Genomic DNA, 13,683 nt, shown 5'->3' with positions numbered 1-13,683 from the left:
TGGCTATCCTCGCAGCCGAAATCCTCACTTTTTGCTCCGGCGACAGTGGAAGCCTTCCGCAGGCAGCCGCCGCCGCGCGGAACCGCCGACCCTCCCTACCATGGCACTGTGGGGCGACACGCGTTCCGGCTGAGGCGGCTGCGCACGGACACCGAACTGGCCGAATTCACCGCACACTATGCCCGATATTCTGGATATTCCGTCGAAATCGAATATCTGCGCCTTGCGCGCGTCTTCGCCACCTTCGACGGCCCCGACCTCGTCGGCGGCTTCGTACTGAACGTGACTCCCCCCTTCCGCACTCTCACCCGAATTCCGCAGCCAGCGCGGGCCCGCTGCGAGATGGAGGTCGACGAAACAGACACCCAGGAGTTCACCTGCGCCTGGCTCGCGCCGTCGCTGCGCCGGAGCTGGCGTTCCCTCCTGTTCTGGTGCCATGTGCTGCACCAGGGCGGAAAGGCCGGCAGACACAGTGTCATCATGGGCACCGAGGTTCCCGCGCTGCGCGACTTCTACCACCACAGCAGGCCGCGGCCGTTATACGTCGGGCCGGTCGTGGTCGACGGCGTCGAGAAGACCGGCTGGGTTTACCAGACGACGCTCGAAAAGCGCTATTTCGGCATTCTGCGGATAGTGCGGAACAGGCTGGGCAGGGCACTGAGAGAGCGGCTGGGCCTGCCCGCCAGGAGGCCAGGGCCACGGACCGAGGGGCGGATGCGGATGCGGGTGCGGGCGCCGTTGCGGATGTCGGCGGCCGGCAAGGCCGTTCTCGCCCAGGCGGCCGACGGCGGGTGGGCGCTGGTGACAGGCGCGTCGTCGGGCATCGGCCGGGCCTACGCCGAAGCTCTCGCCGCCCTCGGTGTGGATCTGATCCTGACCAGCGACGACGCCGAGAACCTGGTCCGGGTGGCCGCCGCGCTGCGCGCCGAACACGGCGTCCGGGCGGTTGCTCATCCCCTGGACCTGGCCGATCCCTCCTTCGTCGACAAGCTGCCGGGCCTTGTCGACGGGCGGCGTGTGGACGTGCTGGTCAACAGCGCCGGAATCGGCATCAAGGGACCGTTCACCGCCACGGACAACGCCGCGTACACGGACCTGGTCCACCTCAACATGCTGGCTCCGGCACTGCTGACCCGAACTGTCCTGCCCTCGATGCTCGGTCGCGGCCGCGGTGCCGTGATCCACATCGCCTCGGTGAACGCCCTGGCACCAATCGGGCACAGCGCCGTCTATTCGGCGGGGAAGGCGTTTCTGCTCTCGTATGCGACGGCCGTCTGGCACGAGAACCGTGACAGCGGCGTGCTGTTCCAGACCGTACTGCCCGGAACGACGGCCACGCCCTTTCAGGCACGCTCCGGAAGCACCCGCCTGCCACCGTGGACGCTGACCCCCGAGGTCGTCGCCACGGGTTCACTGGCCACCCTGGGCCGGGATCTCGTCCACGTTCCCGGACTGATCAACCGTACCTACCGAGTCGTCGGCGCGGTCCTTCCCCTGCGCACGAAAACAGCTGCGGCGACCGCCGTGATGCGCCGAAGCCTCGGAGTCTGACAGCCGACCGGCGGGCGGGGAGAGACACACCCGCCGGTCGCACTCGACGCCTACGCCGCGCTCGATCCTTACAGCCGTGCTCGATACCTACAGCCGTGCTCGATACCTGCGCCGTGGTGGACGTCGTGGCCCTGAAGTCGTCCACGGCCCAGAACAGTTGTTGCTGCCGTAGCGCAGCAGGAACTGGGCGTTCGTCGCCCCGGCGGGAACCGCGGCGGTGACGGTGCACAGGCCGTTCTCACTGGTCGTCCACAGGACGGCGAGCTCGGTGGCGGCGCCGCCGTCGAAGCGCAACGAGGTCCGGCCGGTCTGGCCGAGGGCACTGATCCGCGAATCGTTGTCTTTTCCGGGTAAACCATCCCGGGCCGTGCGGACTCTCCTGTATCGGCGGCAACCTTGCCGCGGAGGAGGAGACAATGACGATGTCCGACCAGACCGGGGTGCGCCCGGCCCAGCAGCCCGCCACCGGAAGCAGGCGAAGCCTGCGGCCGAATCGGAACGGCCAGGAAGGTCGGCGCAGGCAGCGGGCACGGCGGGGGTGCCTGGCCTGGCTGACGCTTGCCGCCGTCGCCATCGTGGCGCAGATTCCCGCCCAGACGGCGACCGCCGGCGGGCCCCGGCCCGCACCGACCCAGCACCGGCCGCAGGCCGCGATCACCGCCGCCTACACGCAGGCCTTCACCGGCGGCCAGGACCCGGCGTACGCCCTCGCCGCCGTCGAGGACGGGCCGGCGCTGGCCGGCACCCTGCAGCAGGCCATGCAGAACTTCCCGCAGGCCACCAGCACCGCACAGGTGACGGTCAGTGACATCAAGCTCCAGGGGCCTCGCACGGCCGGGCTGCGTTTCCACGTCGTCTACCAGGGCGGCATCGACTTCGGCGTGCAGAACGGCACCGCGGTGATCAGCGACGGCCGGTGGAAGGTCAGCCGCGAGACCTACTGCACCGTCATGAGCTGGGCCGGGGCCATCTGCCCGGCCAAAGCCGGCCGCCAGCCACGGGACGTTGCGGCAGCCCGAAACGCGGTCCAGCAGGCCTACGCGCAGGCATTCACGAGTGGCCAGGACCCGGCGTACTCCCTTGCCGCGGTCGAGGCGGGTCCGTCGTTGGCTGGCACCCTGGAGCAGGCCATTCAGAATTTCCCCACAGCGACGTCGACCGCCACGGTGACCACCCGCGACATCGTCTTCACCGACCCGCGGCATGCGTCGCTGCGTTACGAGATCACCTACCAGGGCGGGGTGACCTTCGGTCTGCAGACCGGCAAGGCCGTGATCAGCGAGGGCCGGTGGAAGGTCAGCCGCGAGACCTACTGCCACGTCATGGGCTGGGCGGGGGCTGTCTGCCCCGCGCCCTGACCTGAGGCCGCAGCGGTACGGCGGCATAGCAGCGGCAGCGGCATGTGCCCGGCCGGCGCACTCAGCGTTTCGTGTAAAGGTGCGCCGGCGGCGGGCCGAAACGCCCGCGGAGAAAGTCGACGATGCCGCGGACACGCCCGTCGGGGTGCCAGTAGGGGCCCCGACGGGCTGGCCTGATCGCACCCGTACCAAGCTGCAACAACGCGATGCAGAGCCGGATGAACACGTGATAGCGGCCGAAGTGCTCCCGCACCATCAGCAGGGTGTTTCGCAGCTGCAGGTAGTCGATCGCCCCGGAGGGCGAGCCGACATACGGGTTCTTGACCATCGCGCCCCGTACCAGCCCGGATTCCCAGCCGGCGGCGCGTGCCCGCAGCGCCAGGTCGGCTTCCTCGCAGTACGCGAAGTAGCGCTCGTCGAAGATTCCCACCTCGTCGAGGCAGGCCCGCCGGGCGAACATCAGCGTGCCGTGCGGATGCCCGACCGTCTCCCAGCCCGCGTCGACGCTCGCGGGCACGAGGATCCCGCCGAGGTAGGCGTCGATGACCGGGGTCGCACCGTCACCGACGTCCGCGCAGGCGAGCCCTGCCCGCGGCCGCTCGGCCAGCACGCCGAGGATGTGGCTCAGGCAGGTCGGTTCGGGCAGTGCGTCGTGCGGCGCGAGCACAACCCATTCACCCGCGTCCGGGTCGGCGAGGAACCTGCGGTAGCCGATGTTCGCCGCCGGCCCGAATCCCAGGTTGGCGCCGCCGAGCACGACCGTGACGTCGTCGGCCTCGACCGGCGGGATGGTCACCGATCCGTTGTCGACGATCGTGATCGTGACGGGGATGTCCTGCGCGCGGAACGCGTCGATGGTGTCGAGGAGTCGCTCCGGTTGGTCGCGGTGAACGATGACGACCGTAAGAGGCTGCACGAATCAGTGCTACACCGACGGACCGGTGCCGGGAAACAAATACAGAAACTGCCGTCGGGGCGCCTCGTTCCGCCCAACACCTGTCGCGTTGCGCAGGACTCCAGCCACCCAGGGAGATGCGGACCTCCACTGATCTCGCTAGCCTGGCGGCGACCGCTTGCAGATCACCAGCACCGGGAGCAGCGATGTCGGCGGTACGTGTCCACAACTTCGCGATCTCACTCGACGGATTCGCCACCGGCGAGGGCCCGACGTTCGAAGCACCGTTCGGCCACGCCGGCATCCGCCTCCACGAGTGGGCGTTCGCCACCCGGTTCGGCCGGGCCTCGCACGGCCAGCCGGGTGGCAGCACCGGCGTCGACAACGCCTACGCCGAGCGTTTCGGCCCCGGTATCGGAGCCGAGATCATGGGCCGCGGCAAGTTCGGCCCCCAGACCGGCCCGTGGGAGGATCTCGGCACCGACCGGGAATGGCGCGGTTGGTGGGGGCCCAACCCGCCGTTCCACACCCCGGTCTTCGTTCTCACGCATCATCCGAGGCCGTCCATCGAGATGGAGGGCGGCACCGTGTTCCATTTCATCGACGCGGCGCCGAAGCAGGCACTCGACCTCGCCCGGGAGGCCGCCGGCGACCTCGACGTGCGCATCGGCGGCGGCCCGACCATCGTGCGTGACTTCCTGACCGCCAACCTGATCGACTCGATGCACGTCGCGGTGGTCCCGATCCTGCTCGGCCGGGGCACCCGGCTGTGGGACGGCCAGGAGGGCCTCGAGGAGCGCTTCGACATCGAGACGGTCTCCTCCCCCAGCGGCATCACCCATCTGTCCTTCACCCGCCGCGTCTGATCCCGGGAGCCGGCCGGCCGAGGTGCGCCGCGGGCAGCTCAGCGGCGGGCCGCCGCCCAGGGGCCGACCCCGCCGATGCGTTGCACGCGATACCGGACGATGTAGCCGGGGCCCTGGGGCGCCGGGAACCGCGCGTCCGCCGCGACGTAGATTCTCGTCAGGCGATCGAGCAGGCCCCAGGCTTCGTCGCTGGGCTGCACGATGGCCCGCGTGTGCAGCACGGCGTACGGGTTCATGACCACGCCGGGTTCCCGGGGCGCGGCGAAGGACAGCACCGCCCGGGGATCCCGCTCGATGTTGCGTAGCTTCGCGTACCACGACATGTGGCCACTGACCAGATCGTCGCCGTCGAGGCCGATCCAGATGACGGAGACCTGCGGACTCCCGTCCGCGTTGATGGTGCTCAGATGCGCGAGTGGGCCGGTTTCGACCAATTCCCGCAGCTCTCGAGGCAGTGTGTTCATGCCATCAGCCGTGCTCATACCCTGGCTCCTTCCCGCCGCACCGCCTGCTGCCACGCCGCACCGCCCTGCTGCCACGCCGCACCGCCTGCTGCCACGCCGCACCGGGCGCTGCTGGCACCCCGGCCGCACCGCCGCCCGCCGCCCGCCGCCCCGCGATGGCTTCATCCCGGCCGTGGCGGGCCGCCCGGCCCATCGTGCACCGATCATCCGACGGTGAGCACGAGCTTGCCGGTCACCCGGCCGCCATCGCCCACCGCATGCGCCTTCGCCGCCTCCTCCCACGGGAAGGCGGCCTCGATGACGGGGCGGAGCCGCCGCGTCCGCGCCAGCTCGGCGACCGCAAGCATGCCCTCCTGATCGGCCTCGACCAGCATCAGCCGGTGATGGACACCGCGCCGGGCAGCCTCCTGCGGCATCGGCTGAGTCTCGGTGAGCGCGAGGGACACAAGGACACCACCCGGGCGCAGCGTCCGCAGCGACCTGGCCGTGTAATCGCCACCAATCGGATCGATGACGACGTCGACTCCCCCGGCTGCCCGCTCGAAGTCCTCATGGTGGTAGTCGATCAGTTCGTCGGCGCCGAGCCCGCGAAGCAGGTCGTGCTTGACCTCGCTGGCGGTACCGATCACATACGCCCCGAGCGACTTCGCGATCTGGACCGCGAAGTGCCCGACTCCGCCGGCCGCGGCGTGGATCAGCACCCGCTGGCCGGCCCGCACACTGGCGGTGTCCACCAGCGCCTGGTAGGCGGTCAGCGCCGCCAGCGGAATCGCACCGGCGTGAGCGTGATCGAGCTCCGCCGGTTTGTGGACGAGCACGCGGGCCGGCGCGATGACGTACTCGGCGCAGGAACCGTGCCCGTACGGGTACGGCAGCATGCCGAACACCTCGTCGCCCACCTCGTGGATGGTCACCCCGAGCCCGACCGCCTCGACCACGCCGGAGACGTCCCAGCCGAGGACGAGCGGAAGCTCCCCGAGGAAGCCCGGCATGGCCCGATGCTTCCAGTCGGTCGGGTTGAGGCCCACCGCCCGCACCCGCACCAGAACCTCGGACGGGCCTGGAGCGGGGCGTTCGACCTCGACCAGCCGCAGCCGCTCAGGTCCTCCCAGACTGTCCTGGCTGATCGCACGCATCATCGCCGTGGCCGTGGACGTCACGGTCGGCGTCGCCGGCAACGTGGACGTCGTCGGGGGCGTCGTCGGGGGCGTCGTTGTCGTCATGGCTCCACACTGCCGCCGGCCCCGAGCGCCAGAAAGTGGCCCGAAGGCCGACTTGTGCAAGGATCGGGCCATGCATCAGGTTGCCGTCCTCGCGACGGACGGGGTGATGCCGTTCGAGCTCAGCACGCCGTCCAAGATCTTCGGCAATGCCTGCGACGACGCCGGCCGGCCGCTGTACCGGGTGACCACCTGCACGGTGAGTGGCGGCCCGGTGAGGACGGCCGCCGATTTCTCCGTCACCGTCACAGGTGGCGCAGCGGCGCTGTCAACCGCCGACACCGTCGTCATCCCTCCCGCCGAGGAGATGACCAGGATCACCGGCCGCGATCTCCTGCCCGCCGATCTGGCGAACGCGCTCGGCCAGGTTCGCCCCGACGCCCGGCTGGTCTCGCTCTGCCTGGCGTCGTACGTCCTCGCCGCCGGCGGCCTGCTGGACGGTCTGCGGGCCACCACCCACTGGCGGCATGCGGAGCACCTCCGGCGCTGCTACCCAGCCATCGACGTCGACCCTGGCGTCCTCTTCGTCGACACGGGGCGCATCCTCACCTCCGCGGGTGCGGCCGCGGCAGTCGACCTCTGTCTCCACATCGTCCGCCGCGACCATGGCAGCGGCGTCGCCAACCGGGTGGCCCGCAACAGCGTGGTTCCGCCCTGGCGGGACGGCGGCCAGGCCCAGTACATCGAACGCCCCGTCCCACGCACCGCGGACAACGGGACGGCGCCGACCCGCGGCTGGGCCCTCGATCGGCTCGACCAGGCACTGGGGCTCGACGAGCTTGCCGCGCACGCGGGGATGAGCCGGCGGACGTTCACCCGCCGCTTCCGTGCCGAGGTCGGGCAGAGCCCAGGGCAGTGGCTCACCGGGCAGCGGATCGACCTTGCCAGGCATCTTCTGGAGAACACCGACCTGCCAGTCGACCGCATCGCGGAGCGCGCGGGCTTCGGCACCGCCACCTCCCTGCGCCAGCATCTGCGGGAGGCGATCGCGGTGTCACCGAACGCCTACCGCAGAACCTTCCGCGCCTGACGTCCGCCGCCGTGTGAACGGCGGCCCACCCGTCTCGCCGAGTGCGGGGACTGTGATCGTCGCCCGGCCATCAGATCGAGGGCCGCCGGGTATGCGGAGCCGCCGAAGTTCTCCTCGTTCCGGGCCTTCCCGTCGACCGGCCGGAAACGCCGGGAATCACGCTCGCCGACACCCGGACGAGGAAGAATCCACGGTCGCCCGGATACCCGATGAAGACCGAACCTTTTCCATCGTCGGCTCGGTCTGCGGCTTCCCTGCCCGTGGACCGTGAGAGGGAAAAGGTTCGCTGAACCAGGCCGCGGCGAGGTGAACGGCACAGCTTTCCGTATGATGGGGCCGGGCGAGTCTCCATTACCGAGCTCCGCGATGTGCGGCCGGAGTGAGCGGCCCCCTTGTTCGGAGTCACCGTCTCGCGAATAATGATTGGCGTCCTGATCGGTCCGGTGAGTCGGGGGAAGGCTCAGGGGTGGGGAACGGGGGCCGACACGATCAGGCCCGGGGGCATACCACCCCGCGGGTCGCGGCCGTGGGAGCAGGCACAGCGCAAACAGAGGAAGCGGCAGTACCGGCAGCACAGAAAGGAGAGGCGCAGGCAGGTTCCGCCACTGCCGGGAGCGACGTCGCCACCCGGACGGAAGCTGCCCGATCCTCGCCCGCAAAGTATCCGGCCGGAGGCCGTGACAGGCGCTTTCGAGGGCGCCTCCAGCGCATTTCCCAAGATCCCGACAAAAGCCGGCGTGATGGTGGCGGGGTTGGGGTACCGGCACTGGCAGTGGTGGGAGCGCTCTTCGGCGCCACGGCGCTCTGGGTGTCCGACGGCGGCCGGGACCCGGACACGACCACCACCTTCTTCTCCGGTGTCGTCGGCGGCCTTTATCTGCTCACCGGGTCCATCGCGCACCTGCGCCGGCCCGGCCGGCTCGGCCTGCTGATGGTGATGGTCGGTATCGCCTGGTTCGCCGAGGACCTGCAGGTCTCGAACAATCCCGTCCCGCACACCATCGGGTTGTTCTGCCGGACGGTGGCCTCGGCGAGCCTGGTGCACCTGCTGCTCGCCTTTCCCGACGGACGTCTGCATGGGCGGGCCGAGCGGGCGGTGACCGGTGCCGTGTACGCGACGGTGTTGCTCCTCGTGCCGCTCGGCGTCCCGTTCTACAGCTCGATAACACCGAACCTGGTGCTGGTCGCCGACCTGACCCGGCTGCAGGAGAATCTGATCAACGGCGCGCAGGTCGGCTTCGCCGTCGCCGTGGGCGGGCTGCTGATTCGCCGGTGGTTCGTCGCGACGCCACCGGCCCGCCGCGTGCTGGCGCCGGTGTACGGCGTCGGGATCACGGGAGTCGCCGCGTCGCTGTCACAGCCGGGGCTGCCCGGTGAGAGCGCCGAGCTGGTCAACGAGATCGCCCACCTGGCGACGTTGGGTCTGCCGCTGGCCTTCCTCGCCGGCGCGTTACGGATCCGGCTCGGCCGCACCGTCGTAGGTGGCCTACTGCTCCGGCTGCCGCGGGCGGATCCGGCGGAGCTGCGCGACCTGCTGGCCCACGCGCTCGGCGATCCGACACTGCGGATCGCCTACCCCCACCCGGACGACACAGACGACCGCGACGCCTCCGAGCTCTATGTGGACGCCGCGGGGCGCCCGGTCATCCCCCGGCCGCAGGACGCGGTCACACCGGTCCTGCGCGGTCCGCGGGTGGTCGCGGTACTGCTGCATGATCCGGCGCTGCGTGCCGACCGGCACGTCCTGGAAGCCACCATCGCGGCCGCCGCGCTGGAGCTGGACAACCAGCGGCTCGCCGCGGAGGTGCGGGCGCAGCTCACGGAGGCTCGGGCCTCCCGGGCCCGCATCGTCACGGCGGCCGACGAGCAGCGCCGCAGGATCGAACGCGACCTGCATGACGGAGCCCAGCAGCAGCTGGTCACGACCGCGCTGATCCTGCGGCTGGCACGGGACCGGCTCGGCCCCGATCCGTCCGATCCGGAGCTGGGGGTCCTGCTGCGGCGGGCCGCCGACGGGCTGGAGGCCTCGGTGGCGGAGCTTCGGGAACTGGCCCGCGGCATCCACCCGGCGGTGCTCACCGAGGCGGGCCTGATGCCCGCGCTGCGGGCGCTCGCGGCCCGGTCCGCGTACCCGGTCGACGTCATCGACGGCCCGGCGCTTCCTCCGCTGCCGGACCAGGTGGCCGCGACCGCCTATTTCGTGGCGGCCGAGGCGGTCACAAACGCCACGAAGCACGCCCACGCCACTCGGGTCCACGTCGGTGTGCGGGTGTCCGCGAACCGGCTGGTCGTCACCGTTGCCGATGACGGCGTCGGCGGCGCGGACCTGGCCGGTGGGACCGGACTGCTCGGGCTGCGCGACCGGGTCGCCGCGATCGAGGGCCGGCTGGTCGTGCGGAGCTCCCCCGGCGACGGCACATCCGTCCACGCCAACCTGCCCCTGGAGATGCCTTGACCCCAGCCATCACCCCAGCTGACCAGCCTGCTCCCGCTCACCATCCTGCGACGGACCAGCCCGCCACGAACCAGCCCGGACGATCTTCCTCGTCGGGGCCTCGGGTCGTGCTCGCCGACGACGCGGAGCTGTTCCGGACGGCTCTCGCCGACCTGCTGGAACGAGACGGATGCGTGATCGTCGGCCAGGCCGCGGACGCGGACGGACTGCTCGACGCGGTCGAACGACACCGCCCCGACCTCGCGGTCGTCGACATCAGGATGCCGCCCGGCCACCATCTGGAGGGTCTGCGCGCGGCCGTCCGGCTACGTCGGCGGCACCCCGGGACGGGAGTGCTGCTGCTGTCCCAGCATCTTGAGGTCACGCATCTCGACGAGCTGGTCGGGCAGTCCGCCCGCGGCGTCGGCTACCTGCTCAAGGACCGGGTCACCGGGCCCGATTTCCTCAGCGCGATCCGCCGGGTGGCCTCCGACGGCTGTGCGTTCGACCCGGAGGTGGTCCCGCTGCTCGCCGGCCAGCGTGGCGGGGCGCGGCGCGACGAGCTGGCCGCGCTCAGCGCGCGGGAGCGGGAGGTCCTCGCGCTGATGGCGCAGGGCCGGTCGAACAGCGCGATCGCCACCGAGCTCCAGCTCACGACGCGGACCGTGGAGACACACGTACGCAACGTGTTCCTGCGGCTCTCACTGCCTGACGAGGCGGAGCACAACCGCCGCGTCCTGGCCGTGCTCGCCTATCTGCGTTCGGCCCCCCGCGCCCGCGCCACGACAAGCGCGAGCGCCTCCGCGGACAGCGTCGACTTGGGGAGGAAGCCAGCGGCGGACGACTGGTCGACCGCGTCCCCGTAGTGCTCGGCGTCGCGTACCGAGCAGAACACAACCGTGGCACCGGGAACGGTCTCCCGCAGCTCGCGGCAGACGGCGAAACCGTCCAGGTCGGGCAGGGCGACGTCGAGCAGCACGACGTCGGGGCTCGCCACGGGTGCCGCGGCCAACGCCTCGGCCCCGGTCGCGGCGTCGCCGACGACCTCGTAGCCACCGCTTTCCAGCAACGCGCGGGCCACCGCCCGGAACGGTGCGCTGTCGTCGACGATGAAGACACGCCCCACCGCCACCCGGTCCACGGCTCGGACGTTAGCACCGCCGCACCCGCCCGGAACTCCGTGCCAGCACTGGGCCGTACCGGTCAAAGAAGCCAGTGGTGGCACAGATGTGCCGGTTTCCGGCCCGCCGGACACTCGTTTCCGTGAAGGCCTTGCGCACCGGCACCGCCGACCCGTTCACCCGCGGGTGACGCCGCCACGCCCGCCGCTGTGGCGGCACCCGGCCCTGGCGCCCGTATACGCGGCGGCGCTGGCGATCGGCTGTGTCGCCCTGGCGAGCCTCGTGGTGGCACCGCACGCCTCGGCCGGTGACGATCCGCCAGGGTCGCCCACGGCGCCACCGACGGCCACCGCGCCCGTGACCGCGCCCACCACAAAGCCCGCCGCCAAGCCCGTGACCACCGCGCCGGGGAAGGTGCCCGTAACCGCGATGGTGACCGTGACGGAGGCAGGCGCCGACCTGCGCCTCAGTCACCTGGCCGTGCAGATCCGCGAGGGCGGTGTCGTGCTGGCCGACGAACGCGCCGATGACCAGGGACGGTGGTCATCCGAGATCACCGTCGGCAGACGCGAGGTCTGCGTGATGTCGGCGGATGCCCCGGTGCGCCTGGCCGGGCTGGAAACCCCGTCCGCGTGCCGGCAGGAGCAGGTGACGAACACCCGGCCCATCGAGCTGAAGGTCGAACCGGCGCGGGTGATCGCACAGGTCGCGGGGGGCGGTACCAAGGTCCCCACCGGCAGCTCCGTCACGATTCGCTACGCGCGCGGCGACGCACAGGACGGTGGTTCGCCGGATGGCAAGCTCGGGGATTCCGGGTGGTTCATCCCGAACCGGCTGCCGCCTGACGCGCAGGTCTGCCTGAAGCTGGTGGGCGGCTGGCGGTTCGTCGGCGCCGCGGAACCCGGCGGCGAGCAGTGCCGAGCGGTCACCAATCCGGTCGCGGACGTGACGTTCCCGGTGGAGGCGTCATGACGCCGGCCCTCCCATCAGGCCCCACGGGAAAGGTGGTGGCCTGGTGACCGAGAAGGCGACGCGGGTCTCCCTCGTCCTGCTCCTGGTCGCCGCCGGCGGCGCGTCACTGGCCGGCTGGGGGCTGCTGTTCCGCGACCGCCCGGGAACCACGACCGCCATGGTGGTAGCCGGCTCCTTCGCCGTGGGTGTGCTGGCGTCGGCGCTGTTGGTCCTGCCGCCCGGGTCGGCGCGACGACCGGCCGGAGCGCGGGATGCACGGCTGGGCGAAGCACCCCGTCGGCCCCAACCCAACCAGGCGCCCGGGCGCACCGGGACCGCGGGCGCACATCGACCACATCCCGCGGACCGATCTCATCCGACGGACCGGCAACAGCCCACCGACCGGCAACAGCCCAACCGGCAGCAGCCCACAGGCGACGACCAGTGGGCCCCACCGCATGGCGGCGGGAAACGTGAGGCGCCGGCCCAGGCCCAGACACCGGCCCAGGCCCAGGCCGTCCTGCTGCCGGTCGAGCGTCCCGGTACCGAGACGACCCGCGGCGGCCAGTGGTGGACCCAGACCGCAACGCCACCGGGCGGGCCCGCGGGCGGCGCCAGGGAACCCGCCGGGAACAGGACCGCCCCGGGTACCGAACCGGTCCGGCCGGCTCCCCGTGAGATCGCCGAGCTGCGCGAGGCGGCCCGGGTCGTCCAGTGCCCACGCTGCGGCGCGTTCCGTGTCGACGCCCGGTACGCCGCTACCGGGTTCGCCTTCCGCTGCCGGGTCGACGGGCACAGCTGGTCCTGGCAGCCCGGGACCGCCTGGCCGGTGACCGTCGTGACGAGCCGCCGTCGGAACGGAAACCCATGAACCCCGGACCGCGCTGACGAGAACGGACAGAGCGAGCATGTACGAGCAGACCTTCTCCCGTGCCAACCCGGGTTGCATCGTGTTCCTGCTGGACCGGTCCGACTCGATGAAACAGCCGTGGCAGTCCAGTGGGGGAACCCTCGCCGAGGGCGCCGCCCGCGCGGTGAACAAGATCCTCCTCGATCTGTGCGTGAAGTCGGCGAAGGAGGTGGGCGGCCGGGCCCGGCACTATTTCGACGTAGGCGTCTTCGGCTACGGTGCCTGCCCGGTGACGGGCGGTGAGGGCGTCGAGCCCGCACTGATCGGCCCGGTGGGTGGTCAGCCGATCGTCCCGATCTCGCACGTCTTCGAGAACCCGCTGCGGATCGAGTCGACGCCGCCGCCATCCGGGCCCGGCGCCGCGGCGACGGTGGACCCGGTCGCGGGCTCACGGCTGCCGGTCTGGGTCGAGCCCGTCCACGGCTACCGCACCCCGATGTGCCAGGCGATCGCCAGCGCCGGCGAGCACGTCTTCGAGTGGGCGGCGAGCCATCCCGACTCCTTCCCGCCGATCATCATCAACATCACCGACGGGATGGTCACCGACAGCCCGTTCGACGGCGTCGGCCTGACTGACTGGGCCTCCCGGCTCACCTCGATCGAGACCCACGACGGCCCCGCGCTGCTGTTCAACATCTTCCTGTCGCCGGCCCTCGCGCCCGAGGTGCTGTTCCCGGTCTCCGCGGCCGGGCTGCCCGAGCCGGGCCCCGAGCTGTTCGCGATCTCGAGCACGCTGCCGGCGTCGATGGTCGCGAACGCTCGCGGTGCCCGGATGGAGATCACCGACGGTGCCCGCGGGTTCGTGTTCAACGCGGGCCTCGCGACGCTCGTGTGGTTCCTGGAGGTCGGCACCCGGGTCGCCGACCTGCGGGACCGGTGAGGG

Annotated in this window: 14 protein-coding genes; 9 read left to right on the top strand and 5 right to left on the bottom strand. The window is 71.3% G+C overall.

Features of this window, described 5'->3' with window-relative positions:
* Positions 1-108 precede the first annotated feature (108 nt).
* Positions 109-1,551 carry an SDR family NAD(P)-dependent oxidoreductase gene (locus AWX74_RS02815; RefSeq protein WP_165615445.1) on the top strand — a complete coding sequence of 481 codons (1,443 nt, stop codon included), beginning with the start codon at positions 109-111 and terminating at the stop codon, positions 1,549-1,551.
* Positions 1,552-1,638: 87 nt separating this feature from the next.
* Here the strand turns inward: AWX74_RS02815 and AWX74_RS02810 are convergent, their stop codons facing one another.
* Positions 1,639-1,845 (bottom strand): hypothetical protein, encoded by a 207-nt coding sequence (locus AWX74_RS02810; RefSeq protein ID WP_091271304.1) that lies wholly within the window; start codon positions 1,843-1,845, stop codon positions 1,639-1,641.
* Between the two features lie 122 nt (positions 1,846-1,967).
* On the opposite strand from AWX74_RS02810, the gene AWX74_RS02805 reads away from it, so the two are divergent.
* Positions 1,968-2,909 carry an MTB12 C-terminal domain-containing protein gene (locus AWX74_RS02805; RefSeq protein WP_091271303.1) on the top strand — a complete coding sequence of 314 codons (942 nt, stop codon included), beginning with the start codon at positions 1,968-1,970 and terminating at the stop codon, positions 2,907-2,909.
* Positions 2,910-2,970: 61 nt separating this feature from the next.
* On the opposite strand, the gene AWX74_RS02800 is transcribed toward AWX74_RS02805, so the two are convergent.
* Positions 2,971-3,825, bottom strand: a complete 855-nt coding sequence (locus AWX74_RS02800; RefSeq protein ID WP_091271302.1) for a glycosyltransferase — start codon at positions 3,823-3,825, stop codon at positions 2,971-2,973.
* 185 nt (positions 3,826-4,010) lie between these two features.
* Here AWX74_RS02800 and AWX74_RS02795 point away from each other — a divergent pair, with 185 nt between their 5' ends.
* Entirely contained in the window at positions 4,011-4,670 is a 660-nt protein-coding gene (locus AWX74_RS02795) for a dihydrofolate reductase family protein (protein ID WP_091271301.1), read from the top strand.
* A 38-nt stretch (positions 4,671-4,708) separates the two neighbouring features.
* On the opposite strand, the gene AWX74_RS02790 is transcribed toward AWX74_RS02795, so the two are convergent.
* Positions 4,709-5,152, bottom strand: a complete 444-nt coding sequence (locus tag AWX74_RS02790; protein ID WP_226931076.1) for a PPOX class F420-dependent oxidoreductase — start codon at positions 5,150-5,152, stop codon at positions 4,709-4,711.
* A 185-nt stretch (positions 5,153-5,337) separates the two neighbouring features.
* Positions 5,338-6,357 (bottom strand): NADP-dependent oxidoreductase, encoded by a 1,020-nt coding sequence (locus tag AWX74_RS02785; protein ID WP_091271300.1) that lies wholly within the window; start codon positions 6,355-6,357, stop codon positions 5,338-5,340.
* Positions 6,358-6,427: 70 nt separating this feature from the next.
* On the opposite strand from AWX74_RS02785, the gene AWX74_RS02780 reads away from it, so the two are divergent.
* From AWX74_RS02780 to AWX74_RS02770, 3 genes are all read left to right on the top strand, one after another.
* Entirely contained in the window at positions 6,428-7,384 is a 957-nt protein-coding gene (locus AWX74_RS02780) for a GlxA family transcriptional regulator (protein ID WP_091271299.1), read from the top strand.
* Between the two features lie 772 nt (positions 7,385-8,156).
* Entirely contained in the window at positions 8,157-9,839 is a 1,683-nt protein-coding gene (locus AWX74_RS02775) for a sensor histidine kinase (protein ID WP_091271298.1), read from the top strand.
* A gap of 107 nt (positions 9,840-9,946) precedes the next feature.
* The gene (locus AWX74_RS02770) at positions 9,947-10,684 is read left to right on the top strand and encodes a response regulator transcription factor (protein WP_091271297.1); all 738 of its coding nucleotides are present in this window, start codon (positions 9,947-9,949) and stop codon (positions 10,682-10,684) included.
* On the opposite strand, the gene AWX74_RS02765 is transcribed toward AWX74_RS02770, so the two are convergent.
* Positions 10,570-10,959: a response regulator gene (locus AWX74_RS02765; protein ID WP_242666045.1), complete on the bottom strand. Its 390-nt coding sequence runs from the start codon at positions 10,957-10,959 to the stop codon at positions 10,570-10,572. The two genes, AWX74_RS02770 and AWX74_RS02765, sit on opposite strands and share 115 nt — an antisense overlap.
* 166 nt (positions 10,960-11,125) lie before the next feature.
* On the opposite strand from AWX74_RS02765, the gene AWX74_RS02760 reads away from it, so the two are divergent.
* Genes AWX74_RS02760 through AWX74_RS02750 form a run of 3 tightly spaced genes read left to right on the top strand, consistent with a single transcriptional unit; the run spans position 11,126 to position 13,680 of the window.
* Entirely contained in the window at positions 11,126-11,911 is a 786-nt protein-coding gene (locus tag AWX74_RS02760; protein WP_091271296.1) for a hypothetical protein, read from the top strand.
* A gap of 43 nt (positions 11,912-11,954) precedes the next feature.
* A complete protein-coding gene (locus AWX74_RS02755) occupies positions 11,955-12,761 on the top strand; it encodes a hypothetical protein (protein WP_091271295.1) in 807 nt (268 codons plus the stop codon).
* Between the two features lie 37 nt (positions 12,762-12,798).
* Positions 12,799-13,680 carry a vWA domain-containing protein gene (locus tag AWX74_RS02750; protein ID WP_091271294.1) on the top strand — a complete coding sequence of 294 codons (882 nt, stop codon included), beginning with the start codon at positions 12,799-12,801 and terminating at the stop codon, positions 13,678-13,680.
* The last annotated feature ends 3 nt before the right edge of the window (positions 13,681-13,683 follow it).

Source organism: Parafrankia irregularis (assembly GCF_001536285.1).
Taxonomy (GTDB): domain Bacteria; phylum Actinomycetota; class Actinomycetes; order Frankiales; family Frankiaceae; genus Parafrankia; species Parafrankia irregularis.
The sequence above is the reverse complement of the archived record's forward strand: the minus strand, read 5'-3'. Positions and strand labels throughout refer to the sequence as shown.